The sequence below is a fragment of the Verrucosispora sp. SN26_14.1 genome (assembly GCF_004307965.1).
GTDB lineage: Bacteria > Actinomycetota > Actinomycetes > Mycobacteriales > Micromonosporaceae > Micromonospora.
The window spans coordinates 1-17392 of sequence record NZ_SISL01000087.1; the positions used below are offsets into that span (position 1 = coordinate 1).

17 protein-coding genes are annotated in these 17392 nt (G+C 71.3%); 5 read left to right on the forward strand and 12 right to left on the reverse strand.

Annotation, left to right across the window (positions count from 1 at the left end; genetic code table 11):
• The 10 genes from pheT to EYA84_RS11170 all read right to left on the reverse strand — a co-directional run.
• Positions 1-1906, reverse strand: a 1906-nt coding sequence (pheT, locus tag EYA84_RS11125; RefSeq protein WP_131052957.1) for a phenylalanine--tRNA ligase subunit beta, incomplete at its 3' end; no start/stop codon positions are given.
• Positions 1907-1945: 39 nt separating this feature from the next.
• A complete protein-coding gene (pheS, locus tag EYA84_RS11130) occupies positions 1946-3016 on the reverse strand; it encodes a phenylalanine--tRNA ligase subunit alpha (RefSeq protein WP_131052958.1) in 1071 nt (356 codons plus the stop codon).
• A gap of 255 nt (positions 3017-3271) precedes the next feature.
• The gene (locus tag EYA84_RS11135; RefSeq protein WP_131052959.1) at positions 3272-4069 is read right to left on the reverse strand and encodes an RNA methyltransferase; all 798 of its coding nucleotides are present in this window, start codon (positions 4067-4069) and stop codon (positions 3272-3274) included.
• A gap of 67 nt (positions 4070-4136) precedes the next feature.
• Positions 4137-4529, reverse strand: coding sequence for a 50S ribosomal protein L20 (gene rplT, locus EYA84_RS11140; protein WP_131052960.1), 393 nt, complete (start codon positions 4527-4529; stop codon positions 4137-4139).
• A gap of 33 nt (positions 4530-4562) precedes the next feature.
• Positions 4563-4757, reverse strand: coding sequence for a 50S ribosomal protein L35 (gene rpmI, locus EYA84_RS11145; protein WP_131052961.1), 195 nt, complete (start codon positions 4755-4757; stop codon positions 4563-4565).
• A gap of 20 nt (positions 4758-4777) precedes the next feature.
• Positions 4778-5413: a translation initiation factor IF-3 gene (infC, locus tag EYA84_RS11150; RefSeq protein ID WP_131052962.1), complete on the reverse strand. Its 636-nt coding sequence runs from the start codon at positions 5411-5413 to the stop codon at positions 4778-4780.
• An 889-nt stretch (positions 5414-6302) separates the two neighbouring features.
• The gene (locus EYA84_RS11155) at positions 6303-6830 is read right to left on the reverse strand and encodes a PH domain-containing protein (protein ID WP_131052963.1); all 528 of its coding nucleotides are present in this window, start codon (positions 6828-6830) and stop codon (positions 6303-6305) included.
• Positions 6827-7882 (reverse strand): DMT family transporter, encoded by a 1056-nt coding sequence (locus EYA84_RS11160; protein ID WP_131052964.1) that lies wholly within the window; start codon positions 7880-7882, stop codon positions 6827-6829. Before EYA84_RS11160 ends, EYA84_RS11155 begins: the two co-directional genes overlap by 4 nt.
• Positions 7879-8724, reverse strand: coding sequence for an ATP phosphoribosyltransferase (gene hisG, locus EYA84_RS11165; RefSeq protein ID WP_131052965.1), 846 nt, complete (start codon positions 8722-8724; stop codon positions 7879-7881). Before hisG ends, EYA84_RS11160 begins: the two co-directional genes overlap by 4 nt.
• A gap of 44 nt (positions 8725-8768) precedes the next feature.
• A complete protein-coding gene (locus EYA84_RS11170) occupies positions 8769-9050 on the reverse strand; it encodes a phosphoribosyl-ATP diphosphatase (protein ID WP_217706071.1) in 282 nt (93 codons plus the stop codon).
• Positions 9051-9170: 120 nt separating this feature from the next.
• Here EYA84_RS11170 and EYA84_RS11175 point away from each other — a divergent pair, with 120 nt between their 5' ends.
• From EYA84_RS11175 to EYA84_RS11195, 5 genes are all read left to right on the forward strand, one after another.
• Positions 9171-10031 carry an ABC transporter substrate-binding protein gene (locus tag EYA84_RS11175; protein WP_131052966.1) on the forward strand — a complete coding sequence of 287 codons (861 nt, stop codon included), beginning with the start codon at positions 9171-9173 and terminating at the stop codon, positions 10029-10031.
• Entirely contained in the window at positions 10028-10873 is an 846-nt protein-coding gene (locus tag EYA84_RS11180) for an amino acid ABC transporter permease (RefSeq protein ID WP_131052967.1), read from the forward strand. The genes EYA84_RS11175 and EYA84_RS11180 overlap by 4 nt, the downstream gene beginning before the upstream one ends.
• Before the next feature lie 2 nt (positions 10874-10875).
• On the forward strand, positions 10876-11625 hold the full coding sequence (locus EYA84_RS11185) for an amino acid ABC transporter ATP-binding protein (protein ID WP_131052968.1): 750 nt from the start codon (positions 10876-10878) through the stop codon (positions 11623-11625).
• 83 nt (positions 11626-11708) lie between these two features.
• Positions 11709-13712 (forward strand): acyl-CoA dehydrogenase, encoded by a 2004-nt coding sequence (locus EYA84_RS11190; protein ID WP_131052969.1) that lies wholly within the window; start codon positions 11709-11711, stop codon positions 13710-13712.
• Between the two features lie 74 nt (positions 13713-13786).
• Positions 13787-14440, forward strand: a complete 654-nt coding sequence (locus tag EYA84_RS11195; RefSeq protein WP_131052970.1) for a hypothetical protein — start codon at positions 13787-13789, stop codon at positions 14438-14440.
• 86 nt (positions 14441-14526) lie between these two features.
• Here the strand turns inward: EYA84_RS11195 and EYA84_RS11200 are convergent, their stop codons facing one another.
• The gene (locus EYA84_RS11200; protein WP_131052971.1) at positions 14527-15696 is read right to left on the reverse strand and encodes a helix-turn-helix domain-containing protein; all 1170 of its coding nucleotides are present in this window, start codon (positions 15694-15696) and stop codon (positions 14527-14529) included.
• Positions 15697-16001: 305 nt separating this feature from the next.
• The gene (locus tag EYA84_RS11210; protein WP_131052973.1) at positions 16002-17144 is read right to left on the reverse strand and encodes a helix-turn-helix domain-containing protein; all 1143 of its coding nucleotides are present in this window, start codon (positions 17142-17144) and stop codon (positions 16002-16004) included.
• Positions 17145-17392: the final 248 nt, after the last annotated feature.

The following is a 17392-nucleotide window of genomic DNA, read 5'->3' on the forward strand; positions in this document are numbered from 1 at the left end:
AGATGTTTATAACAGACAGGTCGACGCCCATGACCGGCGGTCGGCCGGCACCCGGACGCGCGCGGAAGACCGCGCCGGTCTCGTAGAGCGCCAGGTCACGCAGACCACGACCGAGGTTGCGGCGGACGATGCCGAGCAGCGGGCCGAGCAGCGTGGTCCGCAGCAGCGGCTCCTCCTCGGAGAGCGGGTTGGCCAACCGGACCGCCTGGCGACGCGGGTCGTCGGCGGGCAGCCCGAGCTGGTCGGCCAGCTCGGTCGCCACGAACGGGTGCGCCAGCACCTCGACGAAGCCGCGTTCGGCAAGCGAGCGGCACACCGCGCGGTGACGGCGCTGCCGCGCGGTCAACCCCCGCCCGGGCGGCGCGGTCGGCAACACCGACGGCACCTTGTCGTACCCGTCGAGGCGGGCCACCTCCTCGACCAGGTCGGCCGGATCGGTCAGGTCGGGCCGCCAGGTGGGCGGGGTGACGCTGAGCGCCTCGACACCGCCGACGGCACCCACCTCGCCCGCGTCCTCGGCGAGCCGGTCGGCACCCCGGGCGACGGTGCACCCGACCTGCTCCAGCAGGGCCACCACCCGGGCCGGCGGGTACTCCACGCCGACCCGCCGGGTGGGCAGGTCGACCGGCAGCACCACCGGCGTACGCGGTGCGACGTGGTCGATGTCGAGCACCTCGTCGGCGACGGTGCCGCCCGCGTACTCGGTGAGCAGCCGCACCGCCCGGTCCAGCGCGACCAGCGGCAGGGCCGGGTCGACGCCCCGCTCCCACCGCTTGGCGGCCTCGCTGAACAGCTTGTGCCGGCGGGCGGTGCGCCCGACCATCACCGGGTCCCAGTGCGCGGCCTCGAACAGCACGTTGACGGTGCCGGGCACCACCTCGCTGGTCTCGCCGCCCATCACGGCGGCGAGCGAGATCGGCACGCCCTCGCCGGCGAGCGGGTTCGGCGCCCCGGTGTCGCAGATGACCATGTCCTCCGGCGCGAGCACCCGGGTCACCCCGTCGAGCGTGGTCAGCTTCTCGCCCGCCTCGGCCCGTCGAACCACCAGCGCACCGGTGATCCGGTCCGCGTCGAAGGCGTGCATCGGCTGGCCGGTTTCCAGCATCACGTAGTTGGTGATGTCGACCGGCAGGGAGATGGTGCGGATGCCGGCGAGGGTGAGCCGCCGCTGCATCCACTCGGGGCTCGGTGCGGTCGGGTCCACGCCGCGCACCAGCCGGGCCGCGAACCGGTCGCAGCCGACCGTGTCCCGGACCTCGACCGGGTACGCCGGGTCGGCGGTGCCGGCCGGCGCGGGCACCAGACCAGGATCCCGGAAGTTCACCCCGAGGGCGAGCGCCAACTCCCGGGCCAGCCCCCGCAGCGACATCTGGTAGCCCCGGTCCGGGGTGATCTCCACCTCGACCACGACGTCGTCGAGGCCGACCACCGGGCGGGCGTCGTCGCCGGGCTTGCCGGCGGTGCCCTCGGGCAGCACCACGATGCCGTCGTGGTCGTCGCCGAGGCCCAGCTCACGCTCCGAGCAGATCATGCCGTTGGAGTTGCGCCCGTACGTCTTGCGGGCGCCGATCGCGAAGCCACCCGGCAGGACGCCGCCGGGCAGGATCACCACCACCCGGTCGCCGGGGGCGAAGTTGCGCGCCCCGCAGACGATCTCCTGCGGCTCGCCGGTGCCGTTGGCGGCCCCGACGTCGACCCGGCAGAACCGGATCGGCTTCTTGAAGCCGGTCAGCTCCTCGATCTCGAGGACCTCACCGACCACCAGCGACCCCTGGACCGTGTCGGCCAGGTCCACGATCGACTCGACCTCGATACCGAGGTCGACCAGGGCCCGCTCCAGGTCGGCGGCGGGCAGGTCGGCCGGGAGATCGACGTACTCCCGCAGCCAACTGACAGAAACTCGCATGACTTGTGACCACCGTCTCCGTGACTCGTACCCGTCGCCCTACACACCGGCCCCGAACGCGCGGGTGAACCGCACGTCGCCTTCGGCCATGTCCCGCATGTCGCTGACCCCGTGCCGGAACATCACCGTGCGGTCGATGCCCATGCCGAAGGCGAACCCCGAGTAGACCTCCGGGTCGATGCCGCAGGCGCGCAACACCCGGGGGTTGACCATGCCGCAGCCGCCCCACTCCACCCACCGGGGGCCGTCGCGGTGCTCCGGGAACCAGACGTCGAACTCGGCCGACGGCTCGGTGAACGGGAAGTAGTGCGGCCGGAAGCGGGTCCGCGCCCCCGCGCCGAACATCGCCTGGGCGAAGTGGTCCAGGGTGCCGCGCAGGTGGGCCATGGTGATGCCCTTGTCCACCACCAGGCCCTCGACCTGGTGGAAGACGGGCGCGTGGGTGGCGTCCAACTCGTCGGTGCGATAGACCCGGCCGGGCACGACCACATAGATCGGCGGCTTGCGGGTCAGCATGGTCCGCGCCTGCACCGGCGAGGTGTGGGTCCGCAGGACCAGCCCGGACTCCGTGGCGGGTGCGATGTGGAAGGTGTCCATCAGACCGCGCGCCGGGTGGTCCGGCCCGATGTTCAACGCGTCGAAGTTGGTCCACTCCAACTCGACCTCGGGGCCCTCGGCCACCTCGTAGCCCATCCCGACGAACAGATCGCTGATCTGCTCGGTCACCAGGCTGACCGGGTGTCGGGAGCCGCGCGGCCGCCGGTCGTGGGGCAACGTCACGTCGACGCGCTCCTCCACCAGCACCCGCTCGGCCTGTTCGCGCTCCAGCACCTCGGCGCGGGCGGCGTGGGCCTGCTCGATGGCGCGGCGGGCCTCGTTGACCCGTTTGCCGGCGTCGGACTTGGCGGCCGGCGGCAGCGCGCCGATCTCCCGGCGGGCCAGCGAGACCGGGGCGCGGTCACCGAGGTGCGCCGGGCGCACCACGGCCAGCGCGTCGGGGTCACCGGCGGCGGCGAACGCCTTCTCGGCCTCGGACACGGCCTCGGCCAGGGCGGCCGGGTCGAGCAGGGCGACCTGCTTCGGGTCGTACGGATCGTTGCGGTAGCTCATGGCGTACGGGCACTCCCTCACGGCGGTGCCGGCCCTCACGGGCGGCGAAGCGAGTCTACGGACGCGCGGCTACGCCGCAGCCCGCCGGTGGGAGTCGCGTGGGGAGCAGGTCAGGCCCGCCGCCCGCCGACACCGGCGGGCTGGCTAAAGGAACGCCCGGTCGCGTTCACCATGGGGGCCGCTCTCCTTGTGCTGAGTCTTGTCGCACGGCATGTCTCGTGCGGTGCCTACTCGTGCGGTGCGCCTGACCGGAGGTCAGCGCTGTGCTCTCGCCGAAGCGTACAGGCAGACGGCCGCCGCCGCAGCCAGGTTGAGGCTCTCCGCCCGCCCGTGCAGCGGCACCCGGACCCGGGCGTCGGCGGCCCCGGCCAGCTCGGCGGGGAGGCCGTGCGCCTCGGAGCCGAACAGCCAGGCCGTGGGCGCGGCGAGCCGACCGGCGTCGGCCAGGTCGTCGAGGTCGTCGGCGCCGTGCCCGGTGGCGGCGAGCACGGTCAGCCCGGCGGACCGCACCGCGTCGACCACCTCGGCGGGGTCGCGTTCGCGGACCACGTCGACGTGGAACAGGCTGCCGGCCGAGGACCGGACACACTTGCCGTTGTACGGGTCGACCGCCTCCCCGGCGAAGACCACCACGGCGGCCCCGGCCGCGTCGGCGGTCCGCAGCACGGTGCCGGCGTTGCCCGGGTCACGGATACCGGCGAGGACCGCGACCAGGCGCGGCCGTCCGGCCAGAGCGGTCTCCAGGGGTACGTCGACGTGCTCGCAGACGGCGACCAGGCCCTGCGGCGCGACGGTCTCGGCGAGCGCGGCGAGCGCCTCCTCGGTCACCTCGGAGACGGGTACGTCGTCGCGGGCCGCGGCTGCCGCGAGGTCGGCGTACCGGTCGAGAGCGGTCGGCGTACCGAACAGCTCGCGCACCGTACGCGGGCGGGCCAGTGCCTCGCGGACCGCCTGCGGCCCCTCGGCCAGGAACCGGCCGGTGGCCTCGCGGTCCCGGCGGCGCTGGAGTCGGCGGGCGGCGACCACCCTGGGGGTACGCGGTGTGAAGGTCATCTCGTCCTCACCACACACGCGCGAGGCGCCCCCGGTCGTGGGGACGCCTCACTGCGTTGTGCGGGGATCAGGCGGCCTGAGCCGGCGCGCCGCCGGTGCCCTCGGCCTTGACCGCGGCCCGGGCCAGCTCGACGATCGCCGCGAACGACGAAGCGTCGTGGACCGCCATGTCGGCCAGGATCTTGCGGTCGACCTCGATGCCGGCCAGGCGGAGGCCCTGGATCAGGCGGTTGTAGGTCATCCCGTTGGCACGGGCACCCGCGTTGATCCGCTGGATCCACAGCTGCCGGAAGTCGCCCTTGCGGTCGCGACGGTCCCGGTAGGCGTACTGCATCGAGTGCAGCACCTGCTCCTTGGCCTTGCGGTACAGCCGGGAGCGCTGACCGCGGTAACCGCTCGCGGTCTCCAGCAGGGTACGACGCTTCTTCTGGGCATTCACAGCCCGCTTGACGCGTGCCATCTCAACTCCTTCTTGGACTCAGGTTGGCGCGCGTCAGCGGCCGAGCAGCTTCTTGAGGCGCTTGACGTCGGACTTGGCGACCTCGACCAGGCCCGTCAGCCGCCGGGTACGGGTGGAGGGCTTCTTCTCCAGGTTGTGACGCAGACCGGCCTGCTGCTTCATGATCTTGCCCTTGGCGGTCACGCGAACCCGCTTGCCCGTCCCCGTGTGGCTCTTCATCTTCGGCATGTGGAACGTCTTCTCCCCTGTTACTCGCCGCTGTTGTCGGCGACGGTGCCGGTGTCACCGGCTGCTGCGGTCTCGCCGGCCTCCGGCGCGGCGGACTCATCCGCTGCCCGGTCCCGGGGCGCCCCGCCCCGGGAGGCGACCGCGGCGACCGCGGCGGCCTTGGTGGCGCGGTGCGGCGCGAGCACCATGATCATGTTTCGACCGTCCTGCTTGGGAGCGGCCTCGACGTACCCCAGCTCCGAGATCTCGCTCTCGAGCCGGCGCAGGAGCCGGTAGCCCAGCTCCGGGCGGCTCTGCTCGCGACCGCGGAACATGATCGTCACCTTGACCTTGTCGCCGGCCTTGAGGAACCGCACCACGTGACCCTTCTTGGTCTCGTAGTCGTGCGGATCGATCTTCGGCCGGAGCTTCATCTCCTTGATGACGGTCTGCTGCTGGTTACGCCGCGCTTCGCGCGCCTTGAGTGCGCTCTCGTACTTGAACTTGCCGAAGTCCATGAGCTTGCACACCGGCGGGCGCGCCATGGGCGCAACCTCGACCAGGTCCAGATCGACGTCCGCGGCCAGCTGAAGGGCGCGCTCCAGCGGGACGATGCCCACCTGCTCACCCTCGGGGCCGACCAGTCGGACCTCACGTGCCCGGATCTGCTCGTTCACGCGTGGTTCGACGCTGATGGGGCCTCCTCGAGTCGGTTCTTCATGCGTGTCCGACCCTGCGGCTCCCGGTTGGGAGCCGACCCGGAAAGCAGAAGGCCCCGGCACATGCCAGGGCCCGCTCGACCGGTCGGCACGATCACAGGATCGCGCATCCCGGCCCGGGACATGCCCGGAACCGGAGACCGGACCCGGCCGCCGTAGTCGGCAACTCGGGTGGGAGCAGGCGCCCCACTTTCATGGCCGCCCGCGCAACGCGGACAGCCTGGTCGACTCGACCACACTACACCGCGGGTAACCGGGCCCCCAAACCGACCCGCCCCTGTGCCGGCTCGACCGTGCGCGGGCTCTTCCCGCGCCGGGACTGGTGCACTCCCCCGCCGGTGCCACGGTCAGGAACCCGAGTTCGCGCCCTGTCGAGCTGAACCGTCGACGCCATCGCCAAGAACCGAGGACGCAGCGACCCGTTGACGCCCTCAGCTCCAAAGGACGCGACGAACAGTCACTCGGACCCCGCCCTATCGACCTGAACCGTCAACGCCATCACCCATGAACCGAAGACGAGGCGATCCGTTGACGCCCTCAGCTCGACAGCGACCGGCGGCGTTGCGGACCGGTCGACGTGGCGAGGGGTGACCAGGCGGGACAGGTCAACGGCCAGGACGGATCGAGACCACCCGCACGGAACGACACGGCCAGCACCGACTGAGAGGGACCGAGACGGCCGAGACCGACTGAGACGGCCCGAACCGAACGAGACGCTAAGCCCGGAGGGAGACGGCACGCACGGAACGAAACGGCACGAGACGGCGCGCACGGAACGCGACGGCCTGGATCGATCGGGACGGCCTGGGGCTGGCCGGGGACCGGTCGGGACGGAGGTGGGGGCGGGTCAGCGGGTGGCGCGGTCGGCGACGGCGGTCAGGTGCGCCTGGTGCAGGCGACGCAGGGCACGGACTCCGTCGACGGCGAGTTGCTTGTCGGCGGCCTGGAGGGCGACCACGGGCAGCAGGTCGTCGTCGTAGAGCTCCAGGGCGGCCCACGGTGCGCCGCGGTCGAAGCGTACGCCGCGGACGACCTCCCAGGGCAGCTCGTACGAGCCGATGATGTTGCGGACCCGGATGCGGTGGGCGTCTGCCTCGACCCGGGGGCGGGTGAACAGCAGTGTGCCGAGGGCGAAGAGGACGCCGAGCCCGATCATGGCGAACTGGTCGCCGCGCTGGAAGCTGCCGTAGCCGTTGCCGGTCGGGCCGGTCAGCGTGGTGGCGATCAGCGCGAAGACGACGACGAGTACGGCTGCCGAGATCCAGCAGACCAGCCGGATGCGGCGCGGTCGCAGGCGGATCCGCTCGGTGCCGTCCGCCGGCTCGCGTTCGCTCGTGCCGGCACTGACCTGCGTCGCGTCCCGCCGCTCACTCATGTCCCCAGTTTGCCATCCGGCCCCGGCACGTCGTCCGGCGCCACACGGACCACACCGTCGTCCCCACCGGGCCCGACCTCGGCGACCGGGTAGGCACGTGGAGCCGGGGGCGGAGGTGGGGTGCCGGTGGCGGGGGCGGTGGCGGCGCGGGGGCCTCGGCCGGCGACCAGGACGGCGAGCAGCGTGAGCACGGCACCGGCCAGGACCGGTAGCCGGGCGCCGGGGCCCTGCGGCAGCAGCACGTCCAGGAGCAGGGCGCCGACGAGTTGGCCGCCGACCAGGGCCAGGCCGGTGCGCAGGACGCCGGCCGCGCGGACACCGATCACCAGGGCGGCGACGATGCCGACGCCGAGCAGGCCGCCGGTGTAGAGGTGCCAACCGCTCGGCCAGCTGACGGACGGGCCGGTGAAGGCGCCGGCCAGTGCGGCGACGAGCAGCACCGCCGGCGTACTCACGACGAAGTTGACCGCGACCCCGGCGGCGGCCGAACCGGCGGCGGAGATCCGGCCGTTGAGCGCGGCCTGCAACGCGACGGCGACACCGCCGAGCACGGCGAGCAGGAGCACGCCGACGGCCAGGTCACCGATGGGTCGACCGGTCTGGGCCAGCGCCACCGCGGCCACCCCGAGCAGCGCCCCGGCGACCCGGGACGGGGTGAGCGGCAGCCGGCCCACCGGGGCCAGGCCGGTCCGGTCCGAGGCCAGCCCACCGAGGCTGCTGCCGGCGACCTGGGCGATGGTGAAGACCGCGACGCCGAGCACCGGAACGGCGTAGGCGGCGAGCACCACGATGGCCGCGCCGCCCAGCCCGCCGAGGTACGACCACCAGGGCATCCGGGCCCGCCGCAGCGCGACGAGCCCGGTCCGCATGGACGGCAGCACCAGCAGCCCGACCAGCACCAGCAGGCAGCCGCCGAGGTTGTTGACGACCGCGCCCAGGGTGGCGTTGCCGGTCCGCTGCCCCAACTCGGCGTTGACCGCGCCCTGCGCCGCCGACGCGACGCCGCCGAGGGTGACCAGGGCGAGCGCCAGCGCCGCCGGGCGCGGTCTCACAGCCGGCAGGCGTGGATGTTGGTGACCAGGATCGCTCGGGCGCCGAGGTCGTAGAGCTCGTCCATGATCTGGTGTACGTCGTCGCGGAGCACCATGGCCTGCACCGCCACCCAGCCCTCCCGGTGCAGCGGCGAGACGGTCGGCGACTCGATGCCGGGGGTCAGCGAGCTGGCCCGGTCCAGCAGACCGGCTGGTACGTCGTAGGCGAGCATCACGTAGCGGCGGGCCACCAGCACCCCGTGCAGCCGGCGCAGCAACTGCTCGGCCTGCGGGTGGGAGGTGGCGCCGGCGCGACGGACCAGGACCGCCGACGAGCGCAGCAGCGGCTCGCCGAAGACCACCAGCCCGGCCTGGCGCAGGGTGGCGCCGGTCTCGACCACGTCGGCGACCACGTCGGCGACGCCGAGCCGGATGGCGTTCTCCACCGCCCCGTCGAGCCGGGTAACCTCGGCCTTCACGCCCAGCTCGGCCAGGTGCCGCTCGACCAGGCCCGGGTACGCGGTGGCGATCCGGTGGCCGCCGAGTTCCCGGACGTCGTCGACGTCGTCGGGGCGGGCGGCGAAGCGGAAGGTGGCCCGCCCGAAGTTGAGGTCGACGATCTCCTCGGCCGGCGCGCCGGAGTCGATCAGCAGGTCCCGGCCGGTGATGCCGACGTCCAGGTCACCGGAGCCGACGTAGGTGGCGATGTCCTTCGGCCGCAGGTAGAAGAACTCGATGTCGTTGGGTTCGTCCCGGCAGACGAGGTCCTTGGGGTCGGTGCGCTGGCGGTAGCCCGCCTCGCGCAGCATCTTGGCGGCCGACTCGGCCAGGGCGCCCTTGTTGGGTACGGCGACACGCAGCATGACGGAGTGCTCCTTCGATCGGGTTGAGGTCGACGGCGGGGCACTCACAGATGTCGGTAGACGTCCTTCAGGTCGAGACCGCTGGCCAGCATCAGCACCTGGACCTGGTAGAGCAGCTGGGAGATCTCCTCGGCGGTGCGCTCGGGCCCCTCGTGCTCGGCGGCCATCCACGACTCGGCCGCCTCCTCGACGACCTTCTTGCCGATGAAGTGCACACCCTTCTCCAGGGCGGCGACCGTGCCGGAGCCCGGGGTGCCGGCGGCGGCCTTGGCCTGCAGCTCGGCGAACAACTCCTCGAACGTCTTCACGGAATCGGATTCTCTCAGTCGCCCTCGGTCGCCGTGACCACGGGTCCGGTGCCGACCGCTGGGCGGGACCCGAATTCCCTACCGACATGGTGGGACACCCCTTCGACGTCCGCCGATGCGGGTCGTACGCTGTGCGCCATGGTCAGCACTCCTCGCCTCCTCGCGCTCGCGGCCGCCGGCTCGGTCCTGCTCGCGGTCAGCGCCTGCGCGCCCGAATCCGCACCCGCCCCCCAGCCCACCGCGTCCGCCGCGTGCGACAAGGAGAGCCTGGTCACCCGCACGCCGGGCAAGCTCACCATCGCCACGGACGAGCCCGCGTACCAGCCGTGGTTCGTCGACGACAAGCCCGACAACGGCGAGGGTTTCGAGTCCGCCGTGGCGTACGCGGTGGCCGAGAAGCTCGGGTTCGCCCGCGCGGACGTGGTCTGGACCCGGGTCAAGTTCGAGACCGCCGTCGCGCCCGGGCCGAAGGAGTTCGACTTCGACATCAACCAGTTCTCCATCACCGACGAGCGCAAGCGGGCGGTGGACTTCTCGGCGCCGTACTACCTGGTGCGGCAGTCGGTCATCGCGCTGAAGTCGTCCCCGATCGCGGGCAAGAAGTCCCTGGCCGACCTGCGGAACGCCAAGCTCGGCGCCCAGGTCGGCACGACCAGCTACCAGGCGATCACCGACCTGGTGAAGCCGACCGTCGAACCGCAGGTCTACAACAGCAACGACGACGCCAAGAAGGCCCTGCAGAACGGGCAGATCGACGGGCTGGTGGTGGACCTGCCCACCGCGTTCTACATCACCTCGGCCGAGATCGACGACGCGGTGATCGTCGGGCAGTTCCCCCAGGTGGGCTCGCCGGAGGCGTTCGGGCTGCTGCTGGACAAGGACTCCCCGCTGACCGGCTGCGTCAGCGGAGCGATCGGTCAGCTCTCCGGTGACGGCGTGCTGAAGCAGTTGGAGCAGCAGTGGCTCGCCCAGGTGGCGGGGGCACCCGAACTCACGTGAGCACCCTCACCCACGACCCGTCGCCCGCGCAGCGGGCCCGGGACGCGTACCGCCGTCGGCAGACCGTGCTGAGCGTGCTGGTCGCCGCCGCCTCCACGGCGGCGATCGGCACGCTGCTGGCGGTCGCGGTGACCGGGGCACCGGGCTGGGACCGGGTACGCGAGTCGTTCCTCGATCCGGAGATCGCCCGGGACGCGCTGCCCCGGGTGCTCACCGGGCTCTGGCTCAACGTCCGCCTGCTGGTCTGCTGCGCGATCGGCGCACTGCTGCTCGGGCTGCTGATCGCCGTCCTGCGGACGTTGCGCGGGCCGGTGTTCTTCCCGATCCGGGCGCTCGCGGCGGGCTACACGTACACGTTCCGCGGCCTGCCGCTGATCATCGTGCTGTACGTGCTCACCCTCGGCGTGCCGGGACTGCGGTTGCAGGGCATGCCGCCGGTGCTGGTGCTGGGCGGGTTGGCGCTGGTGCTCACCTACGGCGGGTACCTGGCCGAGGTGTTCCGCGCCGGCATCGAGTCGGTGCACTCCAGCCAGCTCGCGGCGGCCCGCTCGCTGGGGCTCACCTATCGGCAGACGATGCGGCACGTGGTGCTGCCGCAGGCGGTCCGGCGGGTGGCGCCGCCGCTGCTCAACGACGTGGTGGCGTTGCAGAAGGACGTCGGGCTGGTGTCCCTGGCCGGGCCGATCGACGCGGTACGGGCCGCGCAGATCGCCACCGCCCAGACGTTCAACTACACGCCGTACATCGTGGCCGGGGTGCTCTTCGTCCTGCTCGCCATCCCGCTGATCGCGGTCACCGACCAGGTGACGTTGCGGGCGGCCCGACGCCAGTCCGGAGGCTGACCGTGGACGTGTTGCGGTGTCGGGGGCTGCGCAAGGAGTTCGGTGGGCGGGTGGTGCTGGACTCGCTGGACCTGACCGTGGCCGAGCACCGGGTGGTGGCGTTGATCGGGGCCTCCGGCTCCGGCAAGTCGACGCTGCTGCGCTGCGTCAACCTGCTGGAGGAACTGCACGACGGGACGATCGAGCTGGACGGCGAGGAGATCACCGCCCCGGGCGTGGACCCGGACCGGGTACGCCGCCGCATCGGCATGGTCTTCCAGTCGTACAACCTCTTCCCGCATCTGAGCGTGCTGGACAACGTGACGCTGGCCCCGCGCCGGGTGCACGGGCGGTCCCGGGCCGACGCCGAGGCGCACGCCCGGGAGCTGCTGGAACGGGTGGGGCTCGGGGACCGGGCCGACGCGTACCCGGATCGGCTCTCCGGCGGCCAGCAGCAGCGGGTGGCGATCGTGCGGGCGCTGGCCAACTCGCCCCGGCTGCTGCTGCTCGACGAGGTCACCTCGGCGCTCGACCCGGAGCTGGTCGGCGAGGTGCTCACGATGATCCGCGACCTCAAGACCGACGGCATGACCATGGTGCTGGCCACGCACGAGATGAGCTTCGCCCGGGACGTGGCCGACCAGGTCTGCTTCCTCGACGGCGGCCGGGTGGTCGAGTCCGGCCCGCCGGCCCAGGTGTTCGGGGCGCCGACGCAGCCGCGTACCCGGCAGTTCCTGGCCCGGATCATCGAGGCGGGTCGGCTGCCGGGCTGAGCGGCGTCGCGTATCGGGCATCGTGACGACGGTCACCTGCGCCGACCGGCAGGTTTGTACCCTTGATTGGGTACAAACCGACCATGACGACGTCTGTAGAGGTAGCCGTGACCCGTTCCGCTTCCGACCCCGTCGACGTCGCCCACCTGCGGAAGGTCCTCGACGGGCCGTGGGCCGAGGTCCGCGACGCACACCGGAACAAGCTCGACGACCGCTTCCTCCCGGTCTATGGGGAGAGCAGCGAGCAGGCCCGGGATCGGATCAGCCGGCTGCTCCCCGAGCTACCCGCCGAGATGGGTATGGCGACGGCCTTCCCCACCGAGTACGGCGGCCGTGGCGACATCGGCGCCTCGATCGTGGCCAGCGAGATGCTGGCGCAGGTCGACCTCTCGCTGATGGTCAAGGCGGGCGTGCAGTGGGGACTGTTCGGCGGGGCGGTGCTGGCGCTCGGCACCCGCCGGCACCACGACGCCCACCTCCGGGACATCGTCGCGGGCGACCTCCTCGGCTGCTTCGCGATGACCGAGACCGGTCACGGCTCGGACGTCCAGCAGCTGCGCACCACCTGCACGTACGACCCGGAGACGCAGACCTTCGACCTGCACACGCCGCACCAGGCCGCCCGCAAGGACTACATCGGCAACGCCGCCCGGGACGGGCGGATGGCGGTGGTCTTCGCGCAGTTGATCACCGGCGGGCAGCGGCACGGCGTACACGCCTGGTTGGTGCCGATCCGCGACGCCGACGGCACCCCGATGCCCGGCGTGACCATCGGCGACGCCGGCCCCAAGGCCGGGCTGCTCGGCGTGGACAACGGACGGCTCAGCTTCGACCACGTGCGCGTGCCGCGCGACATGCTGCTGGACCGCTACGGCCAGGTCGCGGCGGACGGCACCTACGCCAGCCCGATCGCCGACGACGCCCGACGCTTCTTCACCATGCTCGGCACCCTGGTCCGGGGCCGGGTCAGCGTGGGTGGCGCGGCGGCGGCGGCGACCAAGTCGGCGCTGACCATCGCGGTCCGCTACGGCGACCTCCGCCGTCAGTTCGGCACGCCCGACGCCGACCGCGAGGTGCTGCTCAACGACTACCTGGCCCACCAGCGCAAGCTGCTGCCCGCGCTGGCCACCACGTACGCGCTGCACTTCGCCCAGGCCGAACTGGTGGCCGCCGTCCACGAGGTGCAGGGCAGCGACGAGCCGGTCGACGAGCACCGGCAGCGGGAGCTGGAGTCGCGGGCCGCCGGCCTCAAGGCCGCCCAGACCTGGCACGCCACCCGGACCATCCAGATGTGCCGCGAGGCGTGCGGCGGCGCCGGCTACCTGGCCGAGAACCGCCTGCCCGGCCTCAAGGCCGACACCGACGTCTTCACCACGTTCGAGGGCGACAACACGGTCCTGCTGCAACTGGTGGCCAAGGGACTGCTCACCGGTTACAAGGACGAGTTCGGTTCGCTGGACGGCTGGGGGCGGGCGTCCTTCGTCGCCGAGCAGGTCCGCGAGATGGTGCTGGAGCGTACCGCCGCGCGGGCACTCATCGAGCGGCTCGTCAGCGCCGTGCCCGGCCGGGACGAGGAGGTCGCCGTCACCGACCGGGGTTGGCAGCTCTCCGTCTTCGAGGACCGCGAGAAGCACCTCCTCGACGGTGCCGTCCGGCGGCTGCGCAACGGCGCGAGCAGCAAGCGGGACCGGCCCTTCGACATCTTCAACGACGTGCAGGACCACGTCCTCACCGTCGCCTCCGCACACATCGACCGGGTCACGCTGGAGGCGTTCGTCGCCGGCATCGAACGCACCACCGACCCGGCCGTCGCGGCCCTGCTCTCCCGCGTCTGCGACCTGTACGCCCTCAGCGTCATCGAGGCCCACAAGGGATGGTTCCTGGAGCACGGCCGGCTCACCCCGGCCCGCGCCAAGGCGATCACCGCAGTGGTGAACAGCCTGCTCAAGGAGCTGCGCCCGCAGATGCGCACGCTGGTGGACGGCTTCGCCATCCCGGAGGCGTGGCTGCACTGCGCCATCCTGCGGGAGGAGGGCGACCGGCAGGAGGCGATGGCCGCTCACGACCGGTTCCCGACTGATCGGTAACGGATCGCGGACAGGGTGATCACCAGCGGTACCCCATCCTGGGGCGACACGCCTCACCGACGGGAGACCTCCTGGTGATCTGGATCATCGAGAGCAAGAGCAAGCTGAGCCGCGTGTTCGCGGCCGACCTCACGCGCCTGCAGGCCAACGAGGCGGTCGCGGCGCACGTCGCCCGGTCCGTGCTGAACAGCAAGATCGCCGAGATGCAGACCCCGCTCGCACCCCCGCTCGCACCCGGCGAGCCGGTACTCGTCCTCGCCCACTCCGGCTACGCGCTCGACGACCGGCACCACGAGGAGCGGCCCTGGGTCGGCGGGCGCTGGCTGGACGAGTTCGTGCAGGACGTCACGGCGAAGTTCACCCCGGCCGGCATCAGCGGCCGGACGCTCTGGTTCCTCGTCTGCCACACCGGGCACGACGTCACCACGCTGGGCACGCTGCTGGCCGCCGCCGGGGTGAACGACGTGACGATCTACATGCCGACGGACTTCATGTACATCAGCAAGAACGGCATCCCGCACGTCCTCAAGAGCGATGCCGACCTCGAATCCGTCAACAAGGACGTCGCGAAGTGGGACGGCGACTACATGAGCATCACGGGCTCGCAGCCCACCGGCGCCTACTGGGCCGGCTGCACGGTCCGCAACCAGGTGGTCACCACGCTGGGCGCGAAGACCGTCGAGCAGGCCGTCCGCGAGCAGTTCGACCCGGACGAGGACGAGGCCTGAGCCGCCGTCGCCGGGGACCCGGACGCGGCCCCCGGCGACAGACGGCACTCGTGGCGACGGCTGTCTCAACGAGGGCCGGTCCCGATTCACGGCGTTCGTCGCGTCACGCCGACCAGCGTCGCCAGTCGCGCGACGTCGGCCGCTGCTGGTGAGCCCCGGGCGATCTCGGCGATCAGCGTACGAGCCAGCGGACGGCACCGGACCTCTGCCGGTGCCGTCCGATGCGCCTCGACCAGCGTGCGGCCGGCCCCCCGCATGTCACCCGCTTGGAGGTACGCCCGCGTGGCGTCGAGGAGGTAGGCCGCCTGATACTCCCCGGGCAACCGCCGCAGCAACCCCCGTCGCAGGATGTTCTCGTGCCGGAACAGAGCGTCGCCGACATCACCGAGTTCAGTCGCCACGACCATTCGGGCCATCTCCACTGCCGTCATCCCGAAGGTGACGTGGCAGTCCGCACCCCCGTCTCGGATCCGGTTGGCGATTCCAGCAGCCTGCTCGATCGACGCCACCGCACCAGACGTGTCCGAGGCGGCGGCAGCAGCCATCGCGGCTTGCAGCAACAGCGTGCCCCGCACGGACAGATCTCCCGCTCCCGCCTGCCCCTGGTCGAGACAGCGTTCCGCAGCGATCGTTACCGCAACCGCGAGTTGGTTCCGGCCTGCTGCCCGTAAGGCTTGACCGAGTGGGATTGCAGCGGTTGCCGCCAGCAACGGATCGAGGTTCGCGACGGTCACTGCCCGGTCTGCCACCAGCCATGCCAGAGCGACCTCGCCGATCTTCACCGACACTAACGAGGTGATCCGGTACGCCTGCACCAGGAGTTCGACTCCTGCCCGGACATCGGACCGATGTGTGTGCTGCACGGACGCCAACAGCTCCGGAAGAGTCCGCAACACCTGCGGGTAATGAGCGTGGTGATAGGTCAACCAGGCATGCGTGACCTGTCGCCGAACCTCTTCGACAGCGCTCGACCGGCTCGATGCGCTGGGTCGAAACACGTCATGGCAGGCGACGACGGCATAGACCTCGTCCAACCCGTCGGCTCTGTCGCTGACCGTCGATGAGAGCCCACCGACGTGGCGACCAAGCAACACGGAGGGATCAACCCGCAGGACCCGCGCGATCTCCTCGATCAGGGGGTACCGGTCGAGAGCACGGGCACCTCGCTCCACCTTGTCGACCCAACTCTTCGACTTTCCCAGCCGATCGGCGAGCATCTGCTGGGTCATTCGCCGCCGCACCCGCCACTGCGCCATGCGGCGCCCTATCGGCACCTCACTCCGCACGACGGCCCCGGCCGGCCCGACGCACGCGGGTTGTCTCCTCGGCCGGTATCCGCTCCGCTTCGGCGAGATCGAGAATCCGCTGCTTTGCGGCCTCCCGCTCGGCCGCCTCGATCTCTTCGCCACGGCTCGCTGATGCCCGACGGTCTCTGCTGCCCATTTCCCGGCCCTTCGACGAGGGCGCGGCGGCAAGAGGATGGAGGATGATAACTGCTGCCGCCGTCACCCTCGATCATCCTGAGATCACGGAGAGCAAGTCGAGCGAGTCGCCTCGTCCGCTACGGCATGCCGGACAGAGCGAGTTCGCGGACAGCCGCAATGACCTCGTTGGTCAGCCGTCGAGACGCGGAGGCAACGGCTATCTGATCCGCCGCTGCCAACGTCTCGCGGGCCGCTGTCAGGTCGCCAGCCTGCCCCTGTGCGATGGCAAGGTGCACGAGGTTGCGCCCGTGCCAATCCGCTCCGGCCGCCTCCTCGCTCACCCCTGCGACACCCGTCATCAGCAATTCCAGCGCTCGGTCGTTCGCACGGCTGTCGGTCGCGCCGAGGTAGCGCCACGCGATGCCGTGCTGCACGGCGAAGAACGACCGCGTGTACCAGTAGCCCCACGGGGACAATGGCCCCTCCGCAGCCTGGTCGGCCAACTCGGACGCCTCGGCCAAGCAGCTACTCACTTCGGCGGCAGCCGCGCCCGCCATAGCCAATCCTCTAGCCTCCTGACCTGCGCAGTAGGCTCGCAGCGCAGCATCGACGCTGTCGTCCCGTCGAGCGGCGCGGGACAGTCCGACCATTGCCGGCAGATCACCCTGCCACTCCGCTTGGTGGCCCTGAAACGACAGCACAGTGGCGACTAGATTCTTGTTGCCGGCCTCGTTCGCCCATTGCAGAGCCCGCGCATGCCAGGTAGTCGCCGCACTCGCGTCCCCTCGGGCGATACCCAGCCATCCCGCGAACTGTGCCCACTGAGCAGCCATGTCCACCATCTCGGCTCTCGTCCCCACAGGTGCGTCGCGCAGCAGGGACACCACCGTGTCGAGTTGCATCCGGACCGCTCCCATCACGGGTCCAGACCCGATGGCATCCTCCAAGAGGCGGTAACCCGCGAGGAGATTGCCGAGAGCGTTGACCGCAGCGGAATCGACGTGGTGGGGCCGCAGCGCCGCAAATGCCAGCCGCTCCCCCACCTCCGGAGCCGTCGACACCATCCCGGCCAATGCTCCCTGTGCCTGGAGCGCCCGGTCCAGCCGGGCCGCGATCTCCACGGTGGGTTTGGTCTGCCCCGACTCGAACTGGTGAATCAGGCTCTTGCCGTGGTTGACAACGGCGGCCAACTGTCGCAGAGAAAGCCCCCGCTCCTCACGCAACCGCCGCAACTCAGCAGCGAAACGCGGGTCCACAATCGTGCTGGCACGTGGAGGCATATCCCGGTCCCCTCGTCGTCCGGACCTGTCCTAGGACTTGGCGTCGGGATCCGCCGCTTCACGCTGAGAAATTCGCCTCTGCTGGTCGTTGCCGAAAGGCCACGTTCCGATCCGCGTAGGCACCCACCCAAGAAGAGAGGTTGCGGTTCCCAGCGACATCCTCCACCGATTCATTGATCAATTGAAGCGCCGGCTCGCAGTTCTGCACTGACCGCCCGTCACCCCTCCGTCGCCGGAGGGGTGACGGG

Coding starts and splice junctions, on each gene's coding strand:
- pheS (WP_131052958.1), bottom strand. CDS start 3,016: ATGAGCTACCGCAACGATCCGTACGACCCGAAGCAGGTCGCCCTGCTC.
- EYA84_RS11135 (WP_131052959.1), bottom strand. CDS start 4,069: ATGACCTTCACACCGCGTACCCCCAGGGTGGTCGCCGCCCGCCGACTC.
- rplT (WP_131052960.1), bottom strand. CDS start 4,529: ATGGCACGCGTCAAGCGGGCTGTGAATGCCCAGAAGAAGCGTCGTACC.
- rpmI (WP_131052961.1), bottom strand. CDS start 4,757: ATGCCGAAGATGAAGAGCCACACGGGGACGGGCAAGCGGGTTCGCGTG.
- EYA84_RS11155 (WP_131052963.1), bottom strand. CDS start 6,830: ATGAGTGAGCGGCGGGACGCGACGCAGGTCAGTGCCGGCACGAGCGAA.
- hisG (WP_131052965.1), bottom strand. CDS start 8,724: ATGCTGCGTGTCGCCGTACCCAACAAGGGCGCCCTGGCCGAGTCGGCC.
- EYA84_RS11175 (WP_131052966.1), top strand. CDS start 9,171: ATGGTCAGCACTCCTCGCCTCCTCGCGCTCGCGGCCGCCGGCTCGGTC.
- EYA84_RS11190 (WP_131052969.1), top strand. CDS start 11,709: ATGACGACGTCTGTAGAGGTAGCCGTGACCCGTTCCGCTTCCGACCCC.
- EYA84_RS11200 (WP_131052971.1), bottom strand. CDS start 15,696: ATGGCGCAGTGGCGGGTGCGGCGGCGAATGACCCAGCAGATGCTCGCC.
- EYA84_RS11210 (WP_131052973.1), bottom strand. CDS start 17,144: ATGCCTCCACGTGCCAGCACGATTGTGGACCCGCGTTTCGCTGCTGAG.